The organism is Pseudomonas sp. SED1 (assembly GCF_034044025.1).
GTDB lineage: Bacteria > Pseudomonadota > Gammaproteobacteria > Pseudomonadales > Pseudomonadaceae > Aquipseudomonas.
The window spans coordinates 1-26,077 of sequence record NZ_JAXCIS010000227.1 but is presented as its reverse complement, the minus strand read 5'-3'; the positions used below and the strand labels follow the sequence as shown (position 1 = coordinate 26,077).

The 26,077-nt window shown below is 59.7% G+C and carries 25 protein-coding genes; 11 read left to right on the top strand and 14 right to left on the bottom strand.

Going from position 1 to position 26,077, the window contains the following annotated elements:
• Positions 1-243 precede the first annotated feature (243 nt).
• Positions 244-1,302 (top strand): DNA polymerase IV, encoded by a 1,059-nt coding sequence (dinB, locus tag SNL23_RS28345; protein WP_076015374.1) that lies wholly within the window; start codon positions 244-246, stop codon positions 1,300-1,302.
• 115 nt (positions 1,303-1,417) lie between these two features.
• Here dinB and SNL23_RS28340 read toward each other — a convergent pair whose 3' ends face one another.
• The 4 genes from SNL23_RS28340 to SNL23_RS28325 all read right to left on the bottom strand — a co-directional run bounded on the left by SNL23_RS28340 (position 1,418) and on the right by SNL23_RS28325 (position 6,194).
• Complete coding sequence (locus SNL23_RS28340) at positions 1,418-2,371, bottom strand: hypothetical protein (RefSeq protein ID WP_318304362.1); 954 nt, start codon at positions 2,369-2,371, stop codon at positions 1,418-1,420.
• 20 nt (positions 2,372-2,391) lie between these two features.
• A complete protein-coding gene (locus SNL23_RS28335) occupies positions 2,392-4,107 on the bottom strand; it encodes a proline--tRNA ligase (protein WP_076015372.1) in 1,716 nt (571 codons plus the stop codon).
• Positions 4,108-4,294: 187 nt separating this feature from the next.
• On the bottom strand, positions 4,295-5,836 hold the full coding sequence (locus tag SNL23_RS28330) for an AmpG family muropeptide MFS transporter (protein WP_076015371.1): 1,542 nt from the start codon (positions 5,834-5,836) through the stop codon (positions 4,295-4,297).
• Between the two features lie 43 nt (positions 5,837-5,879).
• Complete coding sequence (locus tag SNL23_RS28325) at positions 5,880-6,194, bottom strand: MGMT family protein (protein ID WP_256576911.1); 315 nt, start codon at positions 6,192-6,194, stop codon at positions 5,880-5,882.
• A 202-nt stretch (positions 6,195-6,396) separates the two neighbouring features.
• Here SNL23_RS28325 and SNL23_RS28320 point away from each other — a divergent pair, with 202 nt between their 5' ends.
• The gene (locus SNL23_RS28320; protein ID WP_076015369.1) at positions 6,397-7,404 is read left to right on the top strand and encodes a DUF481 domain-containing protein; all 1,008 of its coding nucleotides are present in this window, start codon (positions 6,397-6,399) and stop codon (positions 7,402-7,404) included.
• Between the two features lie 30 nt (positions 7,405-7,434).
• Here SNL23_RS28320 and SNL23_RS28315 read toward each other — a convergent pair whose 3' ends face one another.
• Positions 7,435-8,193, bottom strand: a complete 759-nt coding sequence (locus SNL23_RS28315) for an SDR family oxidoreductase (RefSeq protein WP_167663473.1) — start codon at positions 8,191-8,193, stop codon at positions 7,435-7,437.
• A 75-nt stretch (positions 8,194-8,268) separates the two neighbouring features.
• On the opposite strand from SNL23_RS28315, the gene SNL23_RS28310 reads away from it, so the two are divergent.
• From SNL23_RS28310 to groL, 4 genes are all read left to right on the top strand, one after another.
• Positions 8,269-9,000, top strand: coding sequence for a HugZ family pyridoxamine 5'-phosphate oxidase (locus tag SNL23_RS28310; RefSeq protein WP_318304361.1), 732 nt, complete (start codon positions 8,269-8,271; stop codon positions 8,998-9,000).
• 66 nt (positions 9,001-9,066) lie between these two features.
• Entirely contained in the window at positions 9,067-9,543 is a 477-nt protein-coding gene (locus SNL23_RS28305) for an FxsA family protein (protein WP_008433587.1), read from the top strand.
• Positions 9,544-9,790: 247 nt separating this feature from the next.
• A complete protein-coding gene (locus SNL23_RS28300; protein ID WP_003208599.1) occupies positions 9,791-10,087 on the top strand; it encodes a co-chaperone GroES in 297 nt (98 codons plus the stop codon).
• Positions 10,088-10,137: 50 nt separating this feature from the next.
• Positions 10,138-11,781 carry a chaperonin GroEL gene (gene groL / locus SNL23_RS28295; protein WP_076015366.1) on the top strand — a complete coding sequence of 548 codons (1,644 nt, stop codon included), beginning with the start codon at positions 10,138-10,140 and terminating at the stop codon, positions 11,779-11,781.
• A gap of 114 nt (positions 11,782-11,895) precedes the next feature.
• Here groL and SNL23_RS28290 read toward each other — a convergent pair whose 3' ends face one another.
• The 5 genes from SNL23_RS28290 to SNL23_RS28270 form a co-directional block, all read right to left on the bottom strand.
• Positions 11,896-13,323: a glycosyl hydrolase family 8 gene (locus SNL23_RS28290; RefSeq protein ID WP_318304360.1), complete on the bottom strand. Its 1,428-nt coding sequence runs from the start codon at positions 13,321-13,323 to the stop codon at positions 11,896-11,898.
• Between the two features lie 85 nt (positions 13,324-13,408).
• The gene (locus SNL23_RS28285) at positions 13,409-14,704 is read right to left on the bottom strand and encodes a sensor histidine kinase (protein WP_318304359.1); all 1,296 of its coding nucleotides are present in this window, start codon (positions 14,702-14,704) and stop codon (positions 13,409-13,411) included.
• Positions 14,694-15,392 carry a response regulator transcription factor gene (locus SNL23_RS28280; protein ID WP_167663470.1) on the bottom strand — a complete coding sequence of 233 codons (699 nt, stop codon included), beginning with the start codon at positions 15,390-15,392 and terminating at the stop codon, positions 14,694-14,696. The genes SNL23_RS28285 and SNL23_RS28280 overlap by 11 nt, the downstream gene beginning before the upstream one ends.
• 74 nt (positions 15,393-15,466) lie before the next feature.
• Complete coding sequence (locus tag SNL23_RS28275) at positions 15,467-16,210, bottom strand: phosphatase PAP2 family protein (protein ID WP_318304358.1); 744 nt, start codon at positions 16,208-16,210, stop codon at positions 15,467-15,469.
• A gap of 54 nt (positions 16,211-16,264) precedes the next feature.
• Complete coding sequence (locus tag SNL23_RS28270) at positions 16,265-18,214, bottom strand: LTA synthase family protein (RefSeq protein WP_318304357.1); 1,950 nt, start codon at positions 18,212-18,214, stop codon at positions 16,265-16,267.
• Between the two features lie 201 nt (positions 18,215-18,415).
• On the opposite strand from SNL23_RS28270, the gene colR reads away from it, so the two are divergent.
• The 5 genes from colR (at position 18,416) to SNL23_RS28245 (ending at position 22,189) form a co-directional block, all read left to right on the top strand.
• A complete protein-coding gene (colR, locus tag SNL23_RS28265; RefSeq protein ID WP_003208587.1) occupies positions 18,416-19,099 on the top strand; it encodes a two-component system response regulator ColR in 684 nt (227 codons plus the stop codon).
• Positions 19,089-20,369: a sensor histidine kinase gene (locus SNL23_RS28260; RefSeq protein ID WP_076015360.1), complete on the top strand. Its 1,281-nt coding sequence runs from the start codon at positions 19,089-19,091 to the stop codon at positions 20,367-20,369. Before colR ends, SNL23_RS28260 begins: the two co-directional genes overlap by 11 nt.
• A 188-nt stretch (positions 20,370-20,557) precedes the next feature.
• Entirely contained in the window at positions 20,558-21,238 is a 681-nt protein-coding gene (locus SNL23_RS28255; RefSeq protein ID WP_076015359.1) for a class I SAM-dependent methyltransferase, read from the top strand.
• 4 nt (positions 21,239-21,242) lie between these two features.
• Positions 21,243-21,959, top strand: a complete 717-nt coding sequence (locus SNL23_RS28250) for a lipopolysaccharide kinase InaA family protein (RefSeq protein ID WP_076015358.1) — start codon at positions 21,243-21,245, stop codon at positions 21,957-21,959.
• Positions 21,959-22,189, top strand: a complete 231-nt coding sequence (locus SNL23_RS28245) for a hypothetical protein (protein ID WP_008433604.1) — start codon at positions 21,959-21,961, stop codon at positions 22,187-22,189. Before SNL23_RS28250 ends, SNL23_RS28245 begins: the two co-directional genes overlap by 1 nt.
• 115 nt (positions 22,190-22,304) lie before the next feature.
• On the opposite strand, the gene SNL23_RS28240 is transcribed toward SNL23_RS28245, so the two are convergent.
• The 4 genes from SNL23_RS28240 to SNL23_RS28225 all read right to left on the bottom strand — a co-directional run bounded on the left by SNL23_RS28240 (position 22,305) and on the right by SNL23_RS28225 (position 26,031).
• A complete protein-coding gene (locus SNL23_RS28240; protein WP_167663467.1) occupies positions 22,305-22,793 on the bottom strand; it encodes an RDD family protein in 489 nt (162 codons plus the stop codon).
• A 95-nt stretch (positions 22,794-22,888) separates the two neighbouring features.
• On the bottom strand, positions 22,889-23,101 hold the full coding sequence (locus tag SNL23_RS28235; RefSeq protein WP_003316897.1) for a cold-shock protein: 213 nt from the start codon (positions 23,099-23,101) through the stop codon (positions 22,889-22,891).
• Between the two features lie 389 nt (positions 23,102-23,490).
• The gene (gcvT, locus tag SNL23_RS28230) at positions 23,491-24,615 is read right to left on the bottom strand and encodes a glycine cleavage system aminomethyltransferase GcvT (RefSeq protein ID WP_076015356.1); all 1,125 of its coding nucleotides are present in this window, start codon (positions 24,613-24,615) and stop codon (positions 23,491-23,493) included.
• Between the two features lie 39 nt (positions 24,616-24,654).
• Positions 24,655-26,031 carry an L-serine ammonia-lyase gene (locus SNL23_RS28225; RefSeq protein ID WP_076015355.1) on the bottom strand — a complete coding sequence of 459 codons (1,377 nt, stop codon included), beginning with the start codon at positions 26,029-26,031 and terminating at the stop codon, positions 24,655-24,657.
• Positions 26,032-26,077 lie beyond the last annotated feature (46 nt).

Below are 26,077 nucleotides of genomic sequence, written 5' to 3'. Positions count from 1 at the left end.
TTCAAAGAAAAGCGCTTGTGGTTCAATCGGTTAGCTCTCCAAGGTGGCCCCTTGATAGGCCGCGGGGCCAGTCTGGCCGAGGCTTTCAGCTCTATTGGGGGGTGTGTTTCGATTGAGAAAATGAATTCATCTACGAATTTTCCTACCGCTTAGGCGGAAGATTCAAACTACTGGTGCTATATACAGGTGTGAATGAGATACTGCCCGCCTGTTCGTTTTCTGCCCAGAATCACTGCCTTATATATGACGCAGCGCAAAATCATCCACGTCGACTGTGATTGCTTCTACGCCGCCATCGAGATGCGCGACGACCCGACTCTGGCGCAAAAGCCCCTGGCGGTTGGCGGCTCGGCAGACCGTCGCGGTGTGATCGCCACCTGCAACTATGAGGCGCGGGCTTATGGTGTGCGTTCGGCCATGTCGTCCCGGCACGCGTTGAAGCTGTGTCCGGACCTGACCATCGTCAAGCCGCGCATGGACGCTTATAAAGAAGCGTCCAAGGAAATCCAGACGATCTTTCGCGACTACACCGACCTGATCGAACCGTTATCCCTGGACGAAGCCTACCTCGACGTCTCCGACAGCCCGCATTTCGGCGGCAGCGCCACGCGCATCGCCCAGGACATTCGCCGGCGGGTCTCCAATCAATTGCACATCACCGTTTCTGCAGGCGTGGCGCCGAACAAGTTTCTCGCCAAGATCGCCAGCGACTGGAAAAAACCCAACGGACTGTTTGTGATCACCCCCGATCAGGTCGAAGACTTTGTCTCGGCGCTGCCGGTGAAAAAGCTCCACGGCGTGGGCAAGGTAACGGCCGACAAGCTGACGCGGCTGGGGATCGAAGACTGCCTGCAACTGCGAGAGTGGAACAAGCTGGCGCTGGTGCGTGAATTTGGCAGCTTCGGCGAGCGGCTTTGGAGCCTGGCCCGTGGGATCGATGACCGTGTGGTGCAGAACGATAGTCGCCGGCAATCCATCAGCGTGGAAAACACCTACGACGTCGACCTGCCGGACTTGCCCAGTTGCCTGGAAAAACTGCCGGAGCTGATGGACACCCTGGCCGGACGCATGGCGCGCATCGACAGCAGCTATCGGGCGGGCAAGCCGTTCGTCAAAGTGAAGTTTCACGACTTTACCCAAACCACCCTGGAGCAGGCCGGGGCAGGGCGGGATCTGGAGAGTTACCGGCAGTTGCTGACCCAGGCTTTCAATCGTGGCGGCAAGCCGGTGCGATTGTTGGGAATAGGTGTGCGTTTGCTGGACTTGAGCAGCGGCAACGAGCAGCTCCAGTTTCCCTGGTAGAAACCGGAAACCAAATGTGGGAGCGGGCTTGCTCGCGAATACGGCGTGTCAGCCAGCATATGCATCAACTGACACACCGTATTCGCGAGCAAGCCCGCTCCCACATTTAATGGCTTCAGCGTGCGCCGGGATCCGCCACCAGCCGACCCGCATCCTTGGTCAATGCCTGCAAGAATTCCTGCTGCAACTCCGGATCGTTGCGGGTCAGTTCAATCAGGCTTTGTTCCAGTTCGCTGGCCTCTTCTTCCAGGCCCAACTCCGACAGGCGCTTGACCCGGTGCACCCACTCGTTGACTTCATCGTCTTCGAGGTCGTCGTAGATCAACCCGTGAGCTTCGAGCAATTTGCTGCGCAGGGTGCTGCTGACGGCCAGGGATGAGTCCGAGTGCACGTCATCCTGGGCATCTTCAACGCTGATCTTCAGGATGCTGATGCGGTTCAGGTCCTGCTCGGCAAACGGGCTGTCCAGCAGGTTCAGGCGCAGCACGCCGTTACGGTCGGTGGTCAGTTCATGGGTTTGCTTGCCAGCCGTCACCTGTACCGGGCGCTCGCTCCAGGGCAGGCTCGAATACTCCACACGCTTGTCGCGCTGGACTTCATCGATGCCCGCCAGGTTCTGTTGCGCCCGACCATGGGATTGCACGTTCATGAACGGGTTGATCCCGTCCACGCCGTAGCTGAGCCAGTCACGGGTCACGCTGGCAGGCAAGTTGCCCAGGGCAAAGATATTCGCCACGTTGGCGCCGACGCCCGCCACGAGCGCGACCGCGCCGAGGGGCATCTCATAGAGTTTGCGCCAAGGCTGGTAGGGCGTGTAGCGGTCGTAACGACGGGTGACTTCGAATTCGGTGACCTCAAAGGTCTTTTGCTCGTGAATGCGCACCCGGCGTTGCGGCAGCTCCAGCACCTTGGGTTCGCCCACGTCGATCTGCAGGCTGTGATCGAGCAATTTGCGCTCGATACGTTCCTCGTGCTCGCTGCGTTGCGACATTTGGTTGGCGCAGCCGCTGACCAGCAGGGCGCCACATAACGTGGCGCCCCCCAGGGCTATGGTGTTTCGCTTGAACATGACGACTCTTGATCTGGTTTTCAGCGACGAATACGCGCCTGAAGGAAAGACAGCACGTCAGCCACCGGCAACGGTTGGGCTTCGGCTTCGGTCCGGCTCTTGTATTCCAGATTGCCATCGGCCAGGCCGCGGTCACTGACCACGATCCGGTGCGGGATGCCAATCAGTTCCATGTCGGCGAACTTGATGCCCGGGCTGGTTTTCTTGTCCCGATCATCCAGCAGCACTTCAAAACCGGCCGCCGTCAGTTCGGCGTACAGCTTGTCGGTGGCTTCGCGTACTTGCTCGGTTTCGTAGCGCAGCGGTACCAGGGCAACCTGGAATGGCGCCAGGGCGTCGCTCCAGATGATGCCTTTCTCGTCGTTGTTCTGCTCGATGGCAGCCGCAACCACGCGGGAAACACCAATGCCGTAGCAGCCCATTTCCAGGGTGATCGGCTTGCCGTTCTCGCCCAGCACTTCGCACTTCATCGCCTTGCTGTACTTGTTGCCCAGCTGGAAGATGTGCCCGACTTCGATGCCGCGCTTGATTTCCAGGGTGCCCTTGCCGTCCGGGCTCGGGTCGCCGGCAACCACGTTGCGCAGGTCGGCCACGGTCGGAACCGGCAGGTCACGTTCCCAGTTCACGCCGAAGTAGTGCTTGTCATCGATGTTCGCACCGATGCCGAAGTCGCTCATCAGCTCAACCGAACGGTCGATGATGATCGGCAGTGGCAGGTTCAGCGGGCCCAGGGAGCCAGCGCCGGCGCCAATCGCGTCACGCAGTTCTGAGTCGGTGGCCATGACCAGCGGGTTGGCAACGCCTGGCTGCTGGGCGGCCTTGATTTCGTTGAGCTCGTGGTCGCCGCGGATCACCAGGGCGATCAGCTTGCCTTCTTCCTCGGCGCGCACGATCAGGGTCTTGATGGTCTTTTCAATCGGCAGATTGAATTTCTCCACCAGGGCTGCGATGGTCTTGGTCTCAGGCGTGTCCACCAGGCGCAGCTCTTCGCTTGGCGCAGGGCGGGAGGTTTCCCGTGGCACGGCTTCGGCTTTCTCGATGTTCGCCGCGTAGTCGGAACCGTTGCTGAACACGATGTCGTCTTCACCGGACTCGGCCAGCACGTGGAATTCGTGGGAACCGGCACCGCCGATGGAGCCGTTGTCCGCTTCAACCGGGCGGAATTTCAGGCCCAGGCGGGTGAACACGTTGCAGTAAGCGGTGTGCATGCGGTCGTAGGTGACCTGCAGGGACGCTTGGTCCGGGTGGAACGAATAGGCGTCCTTCATGATGAATTCGCGGCCACGCATCAAACCGAAGCGTGGGCGGATTTCGTCACGGAATTTGGTCTGGATCTGATACAGGTTGAGGGGCAGCTGTTTATAGCTGCTCAACTCGTTGCGCATCAGGTCGGTGATCACTTCTTCGTGGGTCGGGCCGGCGCAGAAGTCGCGGCCATGACGGTCCTTGAAGCGCAGCAATTCAGGGCCGTACTCTTCCCAGCGCCCGGATTCCTGCCACAGCTCAGCCGGTTGGGTGCTCGGCATCAACACTTCCAGAGAGCCGGCAGCGTTCATTTCTTCACGAACGATGGCTTCGACCTTGCGCATCACCTTCAAGCCCATGGGCAGCCAGGTGTACAGGCCCGAGGCCAGTTTGCGGATCATGCCGGCGCGCAGCATCAGCTGGTGGCTGATCACGACCGCGTCGGAAGGCGTTTCTTTCTGTGTGGCGAGCAAATATTGACTGGTGCGCATGGTAGGCCGTTGTCGGTTGCTTGGACTTGAAATGACGTTGGATTGTACGGGCGCTTGCCGCCGACGTACAGGCATCAGGATGCAGAGCTGTCTGTAGGAGCGAGCTTGCTCGCGAAGATCGTCAACGATTACACGGGAAACCGGGATAAACGCGGTGCCTGTGAGTTCTTCGCGAGCAAGCTCGCTCCTACAAGGGGGAGGTGTCCTCGGGAGGATTCAACCGAATCCGCCGGCTTTCCTGGAACCAGTGCAAGGCAATCAGGAGCAGCGTCGGCACACCCAGCAGGCAGGTGATCAGGAAGAAGTTGTGGTAACCGAACTTCTCGACCATCACCCCCGAATACCCGCCGATCAAACGTGGCAGCAGCAACATGATCGAGCTGAGCAACGCGTATTGGGTGGCGGAGAACTTCAGGTTGGTCAGGCTCGACAGGTACGCAACAAACGCCGAGGTCGCCATGCCGGAACTGAAGTTATCCAGGGAGATGGTGAAAATCAGCATCTGCAGGTCCGGGCCCATGTCGGCGAGCATCACGAACAGCAGGTTAGTGCCGGCCGATGCAATGCCACCGATAAACAGGATCGGCAGGATCCCGAAACGCACGATCAGCAGGCCGCCCATGCCGGCACCCAGAAGGGTCATGATCAGGCCGAAGACCTTACTGACGCCGGCGATCTGGTCCTTGGTGAAACCCTGGTCGATATAGAACACGTTGGCCATGACACCCATTACCGTGTCCGACATGCGATAGGTGGCAATCAGCCCCAATAGCAGCAGGGCCTGCCAGCGGTAGCGCAGGATAAAGTCGTTGACCGGTGTGAGCACCGGCGCCAGGCCCCGGCGGCCCATGGTCGACAGGCACAGGGTGGTGAGGATGATATAGAGGATGGCCCGCAGGAACGCGCGGTCTTCCAGCAGCAGATCCAGCAGGCTCACGCCCTGGAACAGCACGCTGGCGAAGTCAGTGTTGTACAGCTGAGTAAACATCGCCGGCACCGAGACCAGCAGCACAATCAACACGAACACCGAGACTAACTGGTGAGCAAAGCTGTAGCGCCCGGCCTGCAGTTGGGTGCGCAGTGGCACATTGGGCTCGCGCATCAGCAGCGTGGTCAGCAGCGCGGGCACCATCAGCACACCAAACAGCACGTAGGTGCCGGTCCATGCCGAGTGCTTGTAATTGAAGCCGGTGGAGCCAAAGCCTTCAGCGAAAAACAGTGCGCCGGCCGTCGCCAGCAGGGCCGCAATTCGATAGCCGGACATATAGCTGGCGGCCAGCGCAGCCTGGCGGCTGTCGTCGGCGATTTCCAGGCGGTAGGCGTCTACGGCGATGTCTTGAGTGGCGGAAGCGAAGGCGACGATTACCGCGATAGCGATCAGCCAAGACAGGTGCTTTTGCGGATCGCAAAAGCCCATGCCGATCAATCCAAGGATAACCAGCGTCTGGGACAAGACTAACCAGGATCGACGACGTCCGAGCTTGCCGAGCAGCGGCAGGCGCCATTGGTCAAGCAAGGGCGACCAGACCCACTTGAAGGCATAGGCCAGGCCGATCAAGCTCGCGTAACCGATGGTTTCGCGGGCCACACCGGCCTCACGCAACCACACCGAGAGCGTCGAGAACACCAACATGTAAGGCATGCCGGCAGCAAAGCCGAGCAACAGCAGCACTAACGTCGAGGGGCTGGCATAGGCGGCGAGCGCGGCGCGCCAGGTTTTACGGGGCATGGGCTGGAGTCTGCCTCAGAATTACGCAAATAAAGCGCGCACTCTAACCGCTGTGCTCTACCGGGCGCCAGCCATGACGCTGAATATCAACACGATTGTTCACGATGCTGACGCCTTCGCCGCGCAAACGCGCACGTTGCTCGTCACCTGAGGCACTGCCCACCGGCAGACTTATCCGACCACCGGCACCCAACACCCGGTGCCAGGGCAATTTGGTGTCCTCGGGCAGTTGGCTCAGGGTGCGACCCACCCAACGTGCGGCGCGACCCAAACCGGCGAGCTGCGCCAGCTCCCCGTAGCTGATTACGCAGCCTTCAGGCACCTGGGCGAGGGTCAGGTACAGCCCGGTGCGACGCATTTCAGCGGGGCTTTGCGGAGCGTCGGTCGTTTCGTTCACGGTGGCATATCCGATGAAAATATCCGTCTATTTGTAAGAAATGTCTGCAAAATGGGCGGCTGAGAACGGAACTCGATACAAATACCCGAGTCAGTCCTTGCTAAGAAGTTATCCACCCCGATAATGCCCGTTTTTTCGTCAAACTCGAGCCCCATATCCGCTTATGTTGTCCAGAACCCTGCTGTGCCTCGCTGTATTCAGCGCCTCCACGCCTCTGCTCGCCGATACCGTCTGGTTAAAGAACGGTGACCGTCTGACCGGCAAGATCAAGGTTTTCGACGGCGGCAAGCTGCTGATCCAGACTGACTATGCCGGTGCCATCCCGGTGGACTGGAAGCAGGTCAAAACCCTTGAAAGTGATCAGGAACTGCTGGTCAAGCAGGATGCCTACACCGGCGAGAAGGCTAAATCACTGCAGGCGGCCGATGACGGCAAAGTCATCCTGGCCAACGGTGAGGCGCCCAAGACCGTCGAACTGGCCAGCATCCAGCAGATCATCAAGCCCAAGCCCGTGATCGAAGACCTGGTGTGGAAGGGCAATGTCGACATGGCGCTGGACTACAAGCGCGCGGAAAAAGACACCAACGACTACGACATCGACTTCAAGACCACAGCTCGTCATGGCCAGTGGCGTCATACCGGCCAGGGCGAATACAACCGCGAATTCCAGGACGACGTGACCACCACCGACAACTGGGCGCTGGAATACGACCTGGACCGGTTTATCACCGAACACTGGTTCTGGCAGGGCCGTTTGACCTACAAGCGCGACAAGGTTGAAGACCTGTCACGCCAGCGCACCGTGGGTACGGGTCCGGGCTACCAATTCTGGGACGACGAACTGGGCGCGTTCTCCCTCGGTTCGCTGGTCAACCGCACCGACTATGAATACCAGGACGGCGGCAAAGACAACTTCTACTCGCTGGCAATGAAGTGGAACTACAACCGCTACCTGGTGGGCAAAACCGTCGAATTCTTCACCAATGGCGAGCTGGGCAAGCCGCTGGCCGGGCCGTCCGACTACTCCCTGGATGCGGAAATGGGCTTGCGCTACAAAGTCACCGAGTGGGCTTCCCTCAACCTCAAGGCCGAGCGCGACGTGATCAGTGGCGACTCGGAAAGCGCGTTGAGCAAGACCCGCTATACCGCAGGGTTCGGCGTCGCCTGGTAAGGAGCCGCCTGGTAACGAGTCGCCTGGTAATTAAAGGCGTAACCCGCCGTCCATTTCCAGGATTCGCCCGGTGTAGTAGTCGTTTTCGAAGATGTACGCCGCTGAATGGGCAATCTCCTCAGGCCGCCCCATGCGCTTGAGGGGAATGCCCGACGTCATCCTCTCCAGTGCCTCGGGCTTCATGCCCAGGGACATCTGCGTCTCGATAAACCCCGGCGCAATGCCCGCGACGCGGATGCCATAGCGCGCCAGCTCCTTGGCCCAGGTCACGGTGGCGGCCGCGACACCGGCCTTGGCGGCCGAGTAGTTGGTCTGGCCGACGTTGCCGGCGCGGGAGATCGACGAGATATTGATGATGGTGCCCTGGTTCTTCAACTCCACCATTTTTGCCGCCACTTCGCGGGTGCACAGGAACACGCCGGTGAGGTTCACGTCGATCACCGCCTGCCACTGGGCCAGGCTCATCTTGGTCATCTCGCCATCCTTGACCTTGAGCAGCAAGCCGTCGCGCAAAATCCCCGCGTTGTTGATCAAACCGTTGATCGCGCCGAAGTCTTCGGCGATCTGTGCCACCGTCTGGCACACCTGCTCTTCATTCGCCACGTTGCATAGATAGGCCCGGGCCGTTACGCCGTGTGCCTGGCAGGCTTCCACCGCCTGGTCGAGTTTTTCCTGATTGAGGTCCACCAGCGCCAGGTGCGCGCCCTTGGCTGCGAAATACTCCGCCATGGAACGGCCCAAACCCTGGCAACCGCCGGTGATAATGATTACTTTGTCGTTGAGATGCATTCGCAAGTCCTGTGGGCAGAATTAATCGGCTATCCAAGTTTGTTTTTTGACGGAATTTATCAAAGGAGTCATAAGTTGAGCGCGCACGTTGCCAAGAATGCCCGAGAACTACTGCTCAAGGAATACCGTGGGGCACTTGCCACCTTGTCCAAGGCCATGCCCGGCTTTCCGTTCGGCTCAGTGGTGCCGTACTGCCTGGATGCCGAGGGCCGGCCGCTGATCCTGATCAGCCGTATCGCCCAGCACACCCATAACCTGCAGAAAGACCCCAAGTGCTCGCTGCTGGTGGGTGAGCGTGAGGCGGACGACGTGCAAGCGGTAGGGCGCCTGACCTACCTGGCCGAGGCCGAAAAGCTCGAAGACAGCGCCGCGATTGAAGCCGCAGCCGAGCGTTATTACCGCTACTTCCCGGATTCTGCCAACTACCACAAGGCCCATGATTTTGACTTCTGGGTACTTAAGCCGGTGCGCCACCGTTATATCGGCGGGTTCGGCGCGATTCACTGGGTCGACCAACTGACCCTGGCCAACCCGTTCGTTGGCAAGGCCGAGTTGAGCATGATCGAGCACATGAACAGCGACCACACCAAGGCCATTGCCCACTACGTCGAACTGGCCGGCTTGCCGACCACCGAGCCTGCACAATTGGCCGGTATCGACAGCGAAGGCATGCACCTGCGCATTGGCCAGGCACTCTACTGGCTGCCCTTTGCCGAGCCTTGCAATACGCCGACACAAGTACGCGAAGCCTTGGTTTTCTTGGCTCACGCTGAGGTCTGGCCGAAAAAAGCAGCCGCCGAAGCTTGAATTCACGAAACGGCGACGTCATCTAAGGTGAAGTAGCAAGGCATTCTTGCGTTGAGGAACCATTTGATGCGCCCTTTTTTGTTGCTCTTTTTGTTGTTCCCCGTGTTGGAGCTGTTCGTATTCGTACAAGTCAGTGGGGCAATCGGGTTTTTCCCGGCGCTGCTGCTGATCATTCTCGGCTCGATGCTCGGCGTTCTGGTGCTGCGCGTCGCCGGCCTGGCCACGGCGCTGCGTGCCCGTGAAAGCCTGAATCGCGGCGAACTGCCGGCCCAGACCATGCTCGAAGGCTTGATGATGGCATTGGCCGGTGGCCTGTTGATCCTGCCGGGCTTCATCAGCGATGTGGTTGGCCTGGTGATGTTACTGCCATTCACTCGCAAGCTGCTGGCGGGCAAGATGCGCCAGCGTGCCGAAGAGGCTGCGATCCGCCAGCGCGCCTTCGCCGACGACCTGCAACCCCGTGGTGGCCCGGCCCCGCGCCAGCCCCTGGGGCGTGAAGGTGACGTGATCGAAGGTGAGTTCGAACACCGCGACCCCAAGTAATCCCGTCACTGGCACGGCACCCGCGGGTGCCGCGCGGCTTTTGAACACGCCCCCGACACAAAAATTTTCATCTCTGCACCTTGTAATAAGCTTATGCGCCCTTATGTAACGGTCACCGCAAGGTTTCTGGTGGCGACACCAGACAGACTTCCGCGTTTCGCACCGCGAACCGCGACCGGCGCCGCCGGAATTTAACTAGCCGGAATTGACACCGGCCGATGAAAAACACAATTAGGAGAGATCGACAATGAGCAAGCTTCGTCCTCTGCATGACCGCGTCGTCATCCGTCGCAGTGAAGAAGAAAAGAAAACCGCTGGCGGTATCGTGCTGCCAGGTTCGGCTGCTGAAAAAGCCAACCACGGTGTGATTCTCGCTGCTGGCCCAGGCAAGACCCTGGAAAACGGTGAAGTACGTGCGCTGGCTGTGAAAGTGGGTGACAAGGTTGTTTTCGGCCCTTACTCCGGCAGCAACACTGTGAAAATCGACGGCGAAGACCTGCTGGTAATGGCTGAGAACGAGATTCTCGCTGTTCTGGAAGGCTGATTTCCCCGTTCATCTTCCCGTTACTACAAAGTATTTAAGGAATATCGATCATGGCTGCTAAAGAAGTTAAATTCGGCGATTCCGCCCGTAAGAAAATGCTCGCCGGTGTGAACGTCCTGGCTGACGCAGTAAAAGCGACCCTGGGCCCTAAAGGCCGTAACGTGATCATCGAGAAGAGCTTCGGCGCTCCGACCATCACCAAGGACGGCGTTTCCGTCGCCAAAGAAATCGAGCTGAAAGATCGCTTCGAAAACATGGGCGCGCAGCTGGTCAAAGACGTTGCCTCCCGTGCCAACGATGACGCAGGCGACGGCACCACCACCGCTACCGTTCTGGCTCAGTCGATCGTCAACGAAGGCCTGAAAGCCGTCGCTGCCGGCATGAACCCGATGGACCTGAAACGCGGCATCGACAAGGCGACCATCGCCATTGTCAAAGAGCTGAAGTCCCTGTCCAAGCCATGCGCTGACACCAAGGCAATCGCTCAGGTCGGCACCATCTCGGCCAACTCCGACAGCTCCATCGGCGACATCATTGCCGAAGCCATGGAAAAAGTCGGTAAAGAAGGCGTGATCACCGTTGAAGAAGGCTCGGGCCTGGAGAACGAACTGTCGGTTGTTGAAGGCATGCAGTTCGACCGTGGCTACCTGTCCCCGTACTTCGTCAACAAGCCAGACACCATGACCGCCGAGCTCGACGGCCCGCTGATCCTGCTGGTTGACAAAAAGATCTCCAACATCCGTGAACTGCTGCCAGTTCTGGAAGCTGTTGCCAAGGCCGGCCGCCCACTGCTGATCGTTTCCGAAGACGTTGAAGGCGAAGCCCTGGCGACTCTGGTTGTGAACAACATGCGCGGTATCGTGAAAGTGGTTGCTGTAAAAGCACCTGGTTTCGGCGATCGTCGCAAGGCCATGCTGCAGGACATCGCTGTTCTGACTGGCGGTACCGTTATCTCCGAAGAGATCGGCCTGAGCCTGGAAAGCGCTACCCTGGAACACCTGGGTAATGCCAAGCGCGTCACCGTGACCAAGGAAAACACCACCGTGATCGACGGTGCTGGTGTTGAAGCTGACATCCAGGCACGTGTTACCCAGATCCGCGCTCAAGTGGCTGATACCACTTCCGACTACGACCGTGAAAAACTGCAAGAGCGTCTGGCCAAGCTGTCCGGCGGCGTTGCAGTGATCAAGGTTGGCGCTGGTTCCGAAGTTGAAATGAAAGAGAAGAAAGCCCGCGTTGAAGACGCCCTGCACGCTACCCGTGCAGCCGTTGAAGAAGGCGTGGTACCTGGCGGTGGCGTGGCACTGGTTCGCGCTCTGCAGGCTATCTCGGAGCTGAAAGGCGACAACGCTGACCAAGACGTCGGTATCGCTCTGCTGCGTCGTGCTGTTGAAGCACCTCTGCGCCAGATCGTTGCCAACTCCGGCGACGAGCCAAGCGTAGTTGTCGACAAGGTCAAGCAGGGTTCGGGTAACTTCGGTTACAACGCTGCTACCGGCGAATACGGCGACATGATCGAAATGGGCATCCTGGACCCAGCTAAAGTGACTCGTTCGGCTCTGCAAGCGGCTTCGTCGATTGCCAGCCTGATGATCACCACTGAAGCAATGATCGCCGAGATCAAAGATGACGCTCCAGCTGGCGGCGGTATGCCAGACATGGGCGGTATGGGCGGCATGGGCGGCATGATGTAAGCCAGCCTTACCCCGATACTGAAAAACCCCGCCTGCAGCGATGCAGGCGGGGTTTTTTTTGATCGTTCCCACGCTCCGCGTGGGAATGCCTCCAGGGCCGCTCCGCGTCTCGCGTTAGCTGACGCCACGACGCCCGAGGAGTTTCTTGAACATGAAGCCGCGAGCCAGCATCAACTGCGAGGCAGGCGACAAAGATGCCACGGGTCCCGGTGCCGCAGCGCCGGATGACGGATGGACAGGCACGTGCGCGGTTTTGTTGACGGGCGCAGGTCGGGGCCGCTCCCAATGGCCGGACATGACGACCATGCCCAACAGTTTTAGGGTGTTGCCGTAGTAGTCATGATCCCGGATGGACTGGCGTTGCAGGTTGTCCCAAATGTTATTGAGCCACAGCTGATTGTCGGGGCTGATCATTGCGCTGACTCCGAGCGCCGCCACAAAGGCCGGCTCATTCTGCGCTTCCTCGATTGAACTGCCGTCGATCCGGTAACCACTGTTGAAGTTGCCTGGCTCATCGCGGGTGGTGGCGCGTGCCCAGCGGTTGAAGGTAGTCAAGGTGTACAGCGCGCGAGGGTCACCGTACATCAGGTAATCCAGGCCGATGCGCCACGGGTAACGGGCGGCATTCCACGAGTAGCCGCCGTCGTATTGACCTTCCACCAATTCGGATCGCGCAGGGGTGATCGAGGTATCCAGGTGGCTGATGAAGTCTGGTACCAGGCCGCTGTTGGCGCTGTAGCGTTGGGTAAAGTCGCTGATGATCGAATAGGTTTTGTCGCGAACCGCCTGCCAGCGTTTATCCCCGGTCATGGCGAAAAAACTGTAGAGGTGCGACTGCATGAAATCCGAGGTGCGGGTGGTGTACTCAAGCTCCGGGTCGCCGTCGGTGCCGGCCCAGTCGCCGAGCATCAGATGCTGAGTCCTGGGGTGCACCTCGTGTTTCATGATCGCCGCCATCACCGTGTTGGCCTCGCTGCGATAGTCAATGGTGCCTTGGCTGCCCCATTTCTGGTCGGCCAACAGCAGGGCGTAGGCGATGTCCAGGTCGCCGTCGGTGGCACTGACGTCGCCACGGAAAGGGTCGGTGGAGTCGCCGCAACCCTCGATCTGGTTCCAGGCCATCAAGCCGGGATCGGACGCTGCCGGGTGATCCTGGAAGTAGCGCACCATGCCGTCGAAGATTTTTTGGGCGTCTTCATCGTAGTCCGCCATCATCACTGTGAGCAGCATGCCGTAGCCATGAGCCTCTGACACCGTGATGGTGTTGGGCGCGGCGCCACCGCCCACCGGTTTGTGGTCGGCGTTGACCTTGACGAAATACCGGCCGCTGCCGCATTCCCCCGACAGGTACACCGCCTTCCAGTCCTTGTAGAACGTGACCAACTGCCGATCCATGACCGCCTGGGGCTGGCGATTGGGCAGGATGGTGCCGGGGTAGTAGGGCGCGTGAGTACTCTGGGCTGCGCTGCTGACTGACCATGAACCGGCGGCCATGCACAGTGATAACAGCAGCGTAGGCAGATGCCGTCTAGGGTGACGCATGAACTGACTCTCCAACCTGATCCAAAGGACAAGGTCGCGAGGTTAGCGGCAGCGCGGATGTTTCACTGTCACAGGCTGTAACAGCCTAACCCGGGCGCAGCGCCAGGGTCAGGGTCAGGCGTGCGCCGCCCAACGGGCTGCGGGTGATCGACAGTTCCCCACGGTGCCAATGGGTCGCGCGCTTGGCCAGCGCCAGGCCCAGGCCAAACCCGCTGGGCTCGTCTCCGCCCATGGCCAGCCGCACGAAGGGTTCGAAGATTTTTTCGCGGTTTTCCGGCAATACGCCGGGGCCGTCATCGTCCACATGCAGCACCAGGTGCTGGTCCTGGCACGCAGCGCTGACGTTCACCCGTTCGCGGGCATAAGTGATGGCGTTGCTTAACAGGTTACGCACGATCAAGTGCAGCAGGGCCCGGTCGCCGATCAGCTCCAGTTCGGCCGGCTGGGTGTCCAGGGTCAGCAAGCGATGGTGCCCGTCGAGCAGGGCAAACTCCTGCTGTAGCCAGTCATGAATATTGATCGGCTCATGCTGCAGGTCGTTGGGTGCATCGGCGAGCCGGGCAAAGGCGAGGCTGGCGCGAACCAGCGACTCCAGCTCTTCGATGTCGGTTTGCAGGCGCTCTTGCAGGCGGGTGCGGGTGTCGGGGTCGGCACTTTTACTCAGCAGTGCCAGAGCAAACCGCATCCGGGCCAACGGCGTGCGCAGTTCGTGGGACACCGCCTGGGAAACCTCGCGATGGCGTTCGCCCATCGAGGTGATGTCCTGGGCATGCTTGCGCAAGGTCTGCAGCAGCGGCGTCCATTCCTGGCTCATCGCCGGCAGCAGCGTGTTGGGCGTGCGGGCGAGGGCAGTGATACTCGCGTTGAGGGTGTTGAGGTCGTGGGTGTATTTGCGTCGGGCACGCAGGGCGATCCAGAGAAACAGCAATACCGGTAGGCCGGCGACACAGGCGGTCACCCAATACACCGGATATTGCAGCAGGTCCTTCACTTCGGCAGTTCCCCACATGGGGCCGAATTGAATCACCGTGTCATCGTCCAGCGGGAAGTAGGTGACGTCCTCATCACTGTTCTGCGCCGGTTGATGATGGTCGAGCATCACAATGGCTTCGGGTGGCAGCTCGATATCGTCCTTTTTCACCACGCTCACCGGGTACTGAAAGCGTGCTTGCAGCGACTCGACACGCGCCTCCCATTGTTCGGCGGGCAAGGCCTTGAGTTGCTCGGCAACCAGATAACCCGGCCCGGCCATCAGGCGCAGAAAGCTGTAGTCGCCGATAAACACCGCAGCGTTGGTGCACAGCCACAACAGGTAAAGGGTGAGGGCGGCCCAACTGGTGCCGGCCGCGATTGCCATCCAGGGGCGCACTTTAGACAGCATGTTGACTCCCGCTCGGGATTTCGACGAACAGGTATCCCTGCGCCGTGATGGTCTGGATGGTCACGGGGCACTCGAGGCTCATCAGTTTTTTTCGCAAGCGAGACACCCGCATATCAATCGAACGGTTCAGGCCGTCGTACTCCAGGCCGCGCAGGCGCTGGAGCAGTTTTTCCCGGGTGAGCAATACGCCGCAGTGACGGGCGAAGATGGCAAGCAGCTCGAACTCGGCCACCGAAAACTGCAAGGGCGCCTCGCCAAGCCAGGCGAAGTGGTTGTTCAGGTCCAGTCGAAAAGCGCCCCACTGATAGTAGCTGCGAGGTGCCTGAGGATGGCGGCGCAGCAGCGAGCGGATCCTCGCCAATAACAATTGCGGGTCGATCGGCTTGACCACGTAGTCGTCGGCCCCGGCGGCAAACCCCACTAATTGTTCGGCGTTCTCGTCCAGCGCCGTCATCATCAGGATAAACCCCGTGTAGTGGTCGCGAATCTGTCGGCACAGGGTGAAACCGTCGATGCCCGGCAGCATCACATCGAGGATCAACAGCGCGGGCTGCTCATCGCGGATACGTTGGGCGGCGCGGTCGCCACGGTGTTCCACGGCCACGGTGAACCCTTCGGCACGCAGGAACTCGGCGGTGAGTGCCGCCAGGGGCAGGTCGTCTTCGATCAGCAGCAGGGTATCGGACATGGCTCAGCGGGATCGTTGCCAAAAAAGTGCGCAGAGTGTTGCGCCCTTGGCCCCGGCGAGGCAAGGGCTGTTCATTAAGGCGTTACGGGCTGCTTATGGAGGGCGGGTTGTGGTGCTTTCACCGGTCGATACAGCAAGAAGTAATAGGCGCCCAAACAAATTAACCAGCTGAAAATCGCCGTCCACACGTTATGGGAAAGAAAGTGCGCGCCCTGCATCGTGCGGCTCACCGAAAGCACCGTGCCGAGGCCCAGTGCAAACATAAACGCCGGGCGTGCCATCCGGGGCCGGCGATCCCTCAGGGCAAAAAACAACGCAAACAGGGCAAACCCGGTCGCTGCATGCCCGCCCGGCCAGCAGCGTCCGGGCTTGTCGGTCGCTGGTCTCGGGCTCAGCAACTCGCTGTAAGTCTCCTGCCCACCAAATTCCTTGACGCTCCACGGGCATTGCACCGCGGTCGCCGTCTTCAACGGCGAAACAAACGAGGTGGCCAGCGCCAGCGACAGCACCAGGCAGCCCAGCTCCCGGCGATAGGGTTTAAGCCGCTCAAAAATAAAGGCACCGGCAAACCCGGCGATCGCCAGCACCGAAAACACGATCACCATCTGCTTGGCGCGGTCGTGAAGAATGTCTTCCAGAAAAAAACTGTGCCGGCCCACAAAGCCGCCTTCGGAAGCGTTGTAAAACAGCTTGGCGATGTCCATGTCCAGCGACGTCAGCTCCAGCAGCAGCATGGCCACCGCCAGCACGGCAGGCACACCGAGACACAGCCAGAAGTTGAGGGGTTGGGATACCGGACGAACAGCGATTGCTTGCATGGCGAACTCAGACTCTAAAAAAAGCCCCGGTCAGACCTGGCCGGGGCATTTTGGTTAGCGTGTACTCACCTGGGGAACCTCGTCCTTGGGCACCCTCCAGCTCAGCAACTGTTGTTTGTAGTCATAACTGGCGCCCTGGTAGTAGGTGATGGCCCGCTGGATCAACGGATCATCGCTACCCACGCGGGTTTCATGGCTGTCCCCCAGTGCCTGGTCATGGCGACGCAGGCCTTGGCGTGGGCTGAGAATCGCCAGGTCATTGCCGTCGAACAACCCCAGGTACTGGTAATTGCCCACCACTACCCGTGGCGGCAGTGGGTTGTCTTGCAGCAGGTTGCGGCCAAAAAACGTCGACTCGTAGCTCAGGTTCAGCAAGCCCAGCAGGGTGGGCGCCAGGTCGATCTGGCTGGCCAGCTTCGCGTTCTCGCCGGCGTCCACCAGCTTGGGGGCGTAGATGAACAACGGAATCTGGTAATTCACCATCGGCAGGTCTTCCTTGCCCGCGCTGCCCGCCGTGTGGTCGGCGACGAAGATAAAGATCGTGTTGTCGAACCATGGCTTCTGGCGCGCTGCCTCCAGGAACTGGCCGATGGCATGGTCGGTGTACTTCACCGCGCCGTCGCGGCCGTCACCGGATTTGATATCAATGCGGCCTGCCGGGTAGGTGTACGGGCGGTGGTTGGAGGTGGTCATCAGTTGCAGCAGGAACGGTTGCTGCTTGGCGTAGTCGGCATCCGCCAGTTTCAGCGTCTGTTTATAGAGGTCTTCGTCCGCCATGCCCCAGGCGTTTTTGAAGCTGATTTCTGCTTCGGGCACGCTGCTTTGGTCGACTACGCGGTAGCCGTTGCCGCTGAAGAACGCGTTCATGTTGTCGAAGTAGCCGCGTCCGCCGTAGACAAACACGCTGTCATAGCCGATGGCATTGAGCTGTTGGCCCAGGCTACCGAACCCGCTTTCGCGGCCGATGCGCTTGACGATCGAACGCCCCGGCGTCGGTGGAATGGCCAGGGTGATGGCTTCCAGACCGCGGTCGGTGCGGGTGCCGGTGGCGTAGAAGTTATTGAAGTACAGGCTCTGTTTGCGCAGCGCGTCGAGGTTGGGCGTCAGGTTATTCGGGTCGCCGTTGCTGCCCATGTACTTGGCACTGAAGCTCTCGATGGTCACCAGTACGATATTGGGTTTGCGCAGCGTGCCCGGGTTGGTAATGGCGCGACGGATATCCAGCGGGTCCGTGCCGATAAACCGTGCATTGGGCTCGCTGAGTTCGGCGCGCAACTGCTTGGCGACCACATCGGCCGGCAGGCTCTTGTAGAACTGGTTGTAGTCCAGCTCGTTATTACGGAAGGCGGCGAAGAACTGATACGGGCCGTTGCTCGCCAGTTCATTGTTGTAGGCGTTACCGCCCTGGCTGCGCGGGCTGTCCTGGTTGATCAGTTGCAGGCTCAGGCCGGCCACCACCAACAAACCGAGGGCGTTGAGCAGGCGTTTGCGCATCGCAGGCAACGGCGAGTTCATCGCCGCGTTGAACGGTTTACGCAAGGCCAGGCTCAAGACAATTGCCAGCACCGCCAGCAGGCTCAGCAACTTGCCGATCGGATAAGACTCCAGCAGGTTGTTCAGCACCTCTTTGGAGTACACCAGGTAGTCCACGGCAATAAAGTTGAAGCGCACGCCGAACTCGTCCCAGAACAACCACTCGGCCACGCTGGTGAAGAGCATGGCGAACAGGCTGACGGTCAGTACCGCTTGCAGGAACCAACGATGACCCCGACGCCGCCACAAGCCTGGTGGGCACAGCAGCAAGTACAGGCCCAAGGGCAGGGCGGCATAGGCGAGGAAGCCGAGGTCATACAGCAGGCCCACGCCGAATACCGGCAGCAGGTTACCGCTGACTTCATCCAGGTGAGTCACCAGCAGCAGGACGCGCGTTAGTAGAAAAACAACCAGCCAGGCACCGGTCACCAGCAGCAAATAGCGCATTGGTGCCGTTTTTGGAAAATCCATGTCAATGTTCCTTATTTACGATGGGCGCGATCTTCGCGCTGACACTGTAGTCAGCTTGTGAACCTATAGTGAAAAACTCGTTAAGTTCCCCAATCGGTTGAAAACAGTAATCGGTGCGGCCTTCAGGCCTAGCCGTGAGCCATACTTGGCCTTAAGCTGCGCGAGCCAACACGGCCGTTACCGCGTACGGAGACACTGCCCATGCGAATTTTATTGGTTGAAGACAACCGCGATATTCTGGCCAACCTGGCGGATTACCTGGGGCTGAAGGGCTACACCGTAGACTGTGCGCAGGACGGTTTGTCGGGCCTGCACCTGGCTGCCACCGAACATTACGACCTGATTGTGCTCGACATCATGCTGCCCGGCATTGACGGCTACACCCTGTGCAAACGCCTACGGGAAGACGCGCGCCGCGACACGCCGGTGATCATGCTCACTGCGCGCGACCAACTGGATGACCGGCTGCAGGGCTTCAAGTCCGGCGCCGATGACTACCTGCTCAAGCCATTCGCCCTGTCGGAATTGGCCGCGCGCATCGAAGCGGTGCTGCGTCGTGCCCAGGGCGGCGGTCGCCGTGCGCTGCAAGTCGGTGACCTGAATTACGACCTCGACACCCTGGAAGTCACCCGCGAAGGGCGCCTGCTCAAGCTCAACCCGGTCGGCCTGAAGCTGCTGGCGGTGCTGATGCAAAAAAGCCCCCACGTGCTGCGCCGCGAGATTCTCGAAGAAGCCCTGTGGGGCGATGACTGCCCGGACAGCGACAGCTTGCGCAGCCACGTCCATCAACTGCGTCAGGTGATCGATAAACCCTTCGCCAAACCGTTGCTGCAAACGGTGCACGGTGTGGGTTATCGCCTGGCCGAGGGTCGTGATGGAGTTTAAGCAAAGCCTTGCCCAGCGGATCATCATCGCCTTCGCCTTGATGAGTGCGTTGGTGGCGGGGGCCTTCGCCATGGGCATCGTCGCCACGGTGCACCTGGTGGAAGAAAAACTCATTTCGGCAGGCCTGGGCGGTGACTTGCAACGCCTGCTGCTGATGGACAGCGTCGAGGACTGGAGCCACCGTCCCGAGCCCGACCAATTGTTCTACTTCAGCGGCGGCCCCGGCGATTTCGAGCTGCCCAAGGATCTGCGCCATCTGGAGCCTGGTTTTCACGAGGTGTTTCGGGAGGCGCTGTCCTACCATGCCATGGTCGAGGTGGTCGACGGTCGCCGTTATGTCCTGTTGCAAGACCAGAGCGATTTCGAAGAGCGCGAGCGGGTGCTGTTTGCCGTGGTGCTGGTGGGGTTTGTGCTCAGCCTGGCGTTGGCGGTATTCCTCGGCTGGGTGCTGGCGCGCAAGGTAATGGCACCGGTGGTACGCCTGGCCCGCCAGGTGCGGCACCGCGACCAATTACTCGGCCTGGCGCCACCGCTGGCGCCGGATTACGCCGCGGATGAAGTCGGCGAGCTGGCCGTGGCCTTTGACGCCACCCTGGGCCGTTTACGCCAGGCGTTGTCCCGGGAGCAGCTGTTTACCAGTGACGTCAGCCACGAGTTGCGCACCCCGCTGATGGTTCTCGCCAGTTCCTGCGAGCTGTTGCTGGAGAACCCGGCGATTGACCAGCGCGGCCGCAAGCAGGTCGAGCGCATTGCGCGGGCCTGTGAAGAAATGCGCGAACTGGTACAGACCTTCCTGATGCTGGCCCGTGCCCAGCGCGAGGAGGCAGGCATGTCGCCCCAGGCCAGCCTGGCGCAGGTGGCCGAGGACTTGCTGGGGATCTGGCGTGAGCCGATCGAGCGCAAAGGCCTTGAGCTGATCTATCAACCGGGCAATCCACTGGATACCCGCTACAACGCGACCTTCCTGCACGCGGTCATGGGCAACCTTTTGCGTAATGCCCTGCACTACACCGAGCACGGCTTGATCCGCCTTACCCTGGAACCGAGCGGTTTTGTGGTGGAAGACACTGGCGTGGGCATTCCCGAGGACAAGCGCGAAGCGATGTTCGAACCGTTTGTGCGCGGCAGTGAAAAGCGCGGAGAAGGCCTGGGCCTGGGTTTGTCCCTGGTTCAGCGCATCTGTGAGAACCAGGGTTGGAGCGTCAGCCTCAGCACCATGGAGCCCAATGGCTGCCGCTTTCACGTCGAGTTGAGTCAGGTCAAAGACTGATGGCTGCCCTGCCGCTAAGCTGCCGCAGACTCCCTCATTTTCGCCGAAGATGGCATCATGCCACGACTTGTGTCTGCAAAGTTTTGTAATGTATACGATTCGACAGGACAAGTTTTTCACAACGTGTTGACCTGTTGATCACAGGATTCTCCTTAAGGTTGTAGGCATTAGTAACTGGAGACCCGGTGATGCCTACCCCAATCAAGCTCGAATTTTCCGATAAGTACGACGATCAGCACGCGCAGAATTATTTGCTCAAACATCAGGACAATCTGGCTCGCCGGTTGTCCCACAAACGCGACGAGCAATTGGCGCGTGGTGCGTTGGCCATGGCCGGTGAGCCTGGCCTGGTGCTGGACCTGCCATGTGGTGCCGGGCGTTTCTGGCCGCTGCTGGCAGAAAAGCCCAACCGTGTGATCATCGGCGCCGACAACTCAGCGTCGATGTTGAAGATCGCCACGGTCGCCCAACCGGCGGATGTGGTGAAACGGGTACGCCCCTTGCAGACGTCTGCCTTTGATATCGATTTGCCAGATAACGCGGTCGACAGTATTTTCTGCATGCGCTTGATGCACCACATTGGTGACCCCGAGCACAGGCTGGCAATACTGCGCGAATTTCAGCGTGTTACCCGCGACAGCGTGATTATCTCGTTGTGGGTAGACGGCAATTTCAAGGCCTGGAAACGCAAGCGTGCCGAAGTGCGCCGTCGCAAAAAAGGTGAGCAGGAAGGTTACCAAAATCGGTTCGTGTTACCGGCTGCTACTGTTGAGGCAGAGTTTGAGCAAGCCGGTTTCCGTGTTCAGGAATCCCTGGACTTCATACCGCTCTACGCCATGTGGCGAGTGTATGTATTGCGCAAGAGGTAACAGGATGGCTGTCGAGTGTTTACCAGGTAGTGAAGTAGCTCCCGAGGAGCGATTTGATTATTTCTGGCGCCAGCAGGGCGAGTGGGTCGAAGAGCCCAATCGTCGTCGTGGCGGTGAAAGTGGTGTGCAACGGGTGACGGGCACCAATGGTCGTTTGCTCTATAGCAAGCGCCAGACGGGCCATATCTACCGCAGTTGGCTCCATCCGTTTGGGCGCCCCACGGTGTTGCGTGAGCGTGACGCCCTGAAGGGCCTGCGTTTGCTGGATGTACGCGTGCCGGAGTTGGTGTTCTGCGAGGCCCGTCGCGACCCTGAGCACCAATGGAAGGCGTTGCTGGTGACGGCGTCGCTGGACGGTTTCGACGAGATCGAAAACTGGTACGCCGCGGGTGGTCGTGAGCAGTATGGCGAGTTGGTGCATGAGCGTTTGCTCAAGGAACTCGCGGGTACGTTGGCGCGGATGCACAAAGGTCGTTGGCAGCATGGTTGCCTGTATATCAAGCATATCTTTGTGCGGGTGACGGGTGAGGGTGACGCGGCCAAGGTTGAAGTGGCGCTGCTGGACTTCGAGAAGTGCCGCCAGCGGTTGACGGCTTTGCGGGCGGCCCGGCATGACATGTTGCAGTTACGCCGCCATTCGTCGTGGAACTCTACGGACTGGCAGAAACTCAGCTACTTTTACGAGACGGCGTTTGGCAGCGCTATCAAAGGTTTAACGTAATGAAGCTAGAAATTGCACGAGGTTTGTTTCTGTTGGGGGCTTTGGGCATAGCTGCCCTGGCCCTGGCTGCCTGGGAGCAGCCCCGGACACAAGTTCTCAGTGCGGTGCAGGGTGTCGGGCAGCAATGCCCGATGCCGCGGATCGCCAAGGTCGGTGTCGCGGCCAAGCCTGATCATGAGTTGTTGTTGTTCATGTTTGGGATGTCCCAAGGGATGAGGCCACAGAGTTGAAGAGATTGAAGCCCAAATAAAAGGCCTCGTGTTTACGAGGCCTTTTATTTGGGCTTGATCCTTCCCACGCAGAGCGTGGAAACGCTCCAGGCAGCGGATATGTCCCACTCCAAACCTACTTCTTTTTCTTCGGAATCCGCACCAACCGCGTATCCGAATAAATGTCGTGCCAGCCGCGTTTCTGCTTGTCGAACAACGACCAGATAAACCCAAGCCCCAGGCACAACCACGAAGCAATCGACACCACAAACCGCAACAACGCCTGCCACAGACTGATCCGCGACCCATCAGCGTTCTGCACCCGCACCCCCCAAACCTGCATCCCCAGGGTCTGCCCCGAATGCGTCCAGAACTTGGCAAAAAACCCAAACAACACAAAAAACAAAATCGTCGACAACAACGGGTCACCATCCAGCGCGCCAGACTCGGAAAGCGCCCGCAACTTGGCCTCCCCGACAAACCCCATCCACACCAGCTTGTAGATAAAGGCCGTGACGATCAGCAAGGCAGTGCACAACAAGAAGTCATAGAACATCGCTGCCAGACGACGGCCCAGGCCTACGGCGGGAAACTCGCCTTGGGGGCTCAGCAGGTGTTTCGACATGACATGGCTCTCAGCAGGAAAAAAGCCATTTTACGGAAGAACGCCAATAAAAAAGCCCCTGATGTCATATCAGAGGCTTTTTGTCGCAGAAAGGATCAGCCTTCTGCTTGTACTTCGTCGGCTTGCATGCCTTTTTGGCCTTGCACCGCGATGAAGGTCACTTTCTGGCCTTCCTTCAGGCTTTTGAAGCCGTTGCCCTGAATAGCGCGGAAGTGGACGAACAGATCCGGACCGCTTTCTGGAGTGATAAAACCAAACCCTTTCTCGTCGTTAAACCACTTGACGGTACCGCTCTGACGTTCAGCCATTTTCTTATTTCCTTGACGCTAAAAATTAATGACAGCCCCTTTCACATGAAAGAGTACTGGGCTGAGTTGCAGGAAAGTAAGAGACGTCGAACGGGTTGTAGCAAACTTTGGCTACTGCCCAGGTCCAGGTTCAAAGCGACCCATGCAAACACAGTGGGCAAACTCTACGCCAACTAAGACAGAAAAAACAAGCCCCGGAAAAAGCCCAGGTTTTGCTCGGCTTCATTACAGTTCTGTTCACAATGTGGAACGTCTTTATTCGATAGAATTCGTCACTTGTTATAGGTGGCGGAACATAACATTGACTATCGACAGTGCACTTTAATGTGGCGGTTGCGTTACAGATTAGTGCACGTCAACGCAACCGCGTTACTTATAGGAACAGTCAATCAACCACGGTAGTAACGTTGTGGCACGAATGGCATTTTACTTACACGTAGTGGCACCTTTTTCCCGCGCACCAATGCAGATACTTCGGTATCCAGTGCGATGAATGCGCTGTCCAGGTAACCCATGGCCAGCGGGCCACCCAGGCTCGGGCCAAAACCGCCGCTGCAGACGCTGCCGATCACGGTGCCGTGTTCGTCGACGATCTCTGCACCTTCACGCACCGGTGTCCGCTCCTGTGGCAACAGGCCCACGCGTTTGCGGCTTACACCGGCTTGTTGCTGGGTGAAGATTGCGTCGGCACCCGGGAAGCCGCCGGCACGCGCGCCATCAGCACGACGGGCCTTGGAGATCGCCCACAACAGGCTGGCTTCAATCGGTGTGGTCTCGGTGTTCATGTCATGGCCATAGAGGCACAGGCCCGCTTCCAGGCGCAGGGAGTCGCGGGCGCCGAGGCCGATGGCCTGCACTTCGGTTTCGGCCAGCAGGCTGCGGGCCAGGGCTTCGGCGCTGGCGGCCGGCACCGAGATTTCGAAGCCGTCTTCGCCGGTGTAGCCCGAGCGGCTGACGTAGCAGTCCACGCCCAGCAGGCGGGTCGGTGCGAATTGCATGAAGGTCATGTGCTTGACCTCCGGCGCCAGGCGCGCGAGTACGCTGACAGCGGCCGGGCCTTGCAGGGCCAGCAGGGCGCGTTCCTCGAACAGTGGTTCGATGGTGCACTGGTCACCGATGTGCTGGCGCAGGTGGGCCAGGTCCTGGTCCTTGCAGGCAGCATTCACCACCAGAAACAGTTCGTCGTTACCGAGGTTGGCGACCATCAGGTCATCCAGGATGCCGCCTTGCTCGTTGGTGAACATCGCGTAGCGCTGCATGCCCACCGGCAGGTCGATGATGTCCACCGGTACCAGGGTTTCCAGGGCCTTGGCGGCACCGGCGCCGGTCAGGCGGATCTGGCCCATGTGCGACACGTCGAACAACCCGGCCTGTTCACGGGTGTGCAGGTGTTCTTTCATCACGCCCAGCGGGTATTGCACCGGCATGTCGTAGCCGGCGAAGGGCACCATGCGTGCGCCCAGTTCGAGGTGCAGGGCGTGCAACGGGGTTTTCAACAGGGTTTCGGTGGACATATTCAGCTCCTGAAAAACGTGCGGACGCGCTGGTGGGCGTCAGCACTCGATAATGTTGACCGCCAAACCGCCACGGGCGGTTTCCTTGTATTTGCTTTTCATGTCGGCGCCGGTCTGGCGCATGGTGCGGATGACCTTGTCGAGGGAGACGAAGTGTTGCCCGTCGCCGCGCAGGGCCATGCGCACCGCATTGATGGCCTTGACCGAACCCATGGCGTTGCGCTCGATGCAGGGCACCTGTACCAAGCCGCCGATGGGGTCGCAGGTCAGGCCGAGGTTGTGTTCCATGCCGATCTCGGCGGCGTTTTCTACCTGGGAAACCGTACCGCCCAACACTTCGCACAGGGCGCCGGCGGCCATGGAACAGGCCACGCCGACTTCCCCCTGGCAGCCGACTTCGGCGCCGGAGATCGAGGCGTTTTCCTTGTACAGAATGCCGATGGCCGCGGCGGTGAGCAGGAAACGCACCACGCCGTCTTCACTGGCCCCCGGGATAAAGCGCATGTAGTAGTGCAACACCGCCGGCACAATCCCGGCCGCACCATTGGTGGGCGCAGTCACCACGCGCCCGCCGTTGGCGTTTTCTTCGTTGACCGCCAAGGCGTACAGGTTGACCCAGTCCAGCACCGACAACGGGTCACGCAGCGCCGATTCCGGGTGCTTGCACAGTTGGCGATGCAATGCGGCGGCGCGTCGCTTGACCTTCAGGCCGCCCGGCAAAATCCCTTCGTTGCGACAGCCCGCGTCCACGCAGTCCTGCATTACCTGCCAGATTTTCAGCAGGCCGGCGCGGGTTTCCGCTTCCGGGCGCCAGGCGCTTTCATTGGTCAGCATCACCTGGCTGATGGACAGCCCATAGGTGGCGCAATGGCCGAGCAAATCCTTGGCACTTTTGAACGGGAAGGTCAGGGGCGTGGCGTCTTCGACGATGCGGTCGTGGCCGGCGGCGTCTTCATCCACCACAAACCCGCCGCCCACCGAGTAGTACTCGCGGCTGCGAATCTGCAGGCCGGCGGCGTCGAAAGCGCGGAAGATCATGCCGTTGGGATGATAGGGCAGGGGTTTGCGAATCATCGCCAGGTGTTCTTTCTCGTTGAACGCAATGCTGTGTTCGCCGAGCAGGTTCAAGCGTGCGTTGCCGCGAATTTCCGACAAGCGTGCGGCGACGGTTTCAGTGTTCACGGTGTCCGGGTGTTCGCCTTCCAGGCCCAGCAATACGGCCTTGTCACTGCCGTGGCCTTTGCCAGTGGCACCGAGGGAACCGTAGAGTTCCACCTTGACGCAGGTGGTGGTGGCTAACAGGTTATCGCGCTTCAGGCCTTCGACGAATCGAGCGGCAGCGCGCATCGGGCCGACGGTGTGGGAGCTGGAGGGGCCGATGCCAATCTTGAACAGGTCGAACACGCTTAAAGACATGGTTGTTCTCCGGTTTCTTATTATTTATCGGATGTACTCGGTCCAA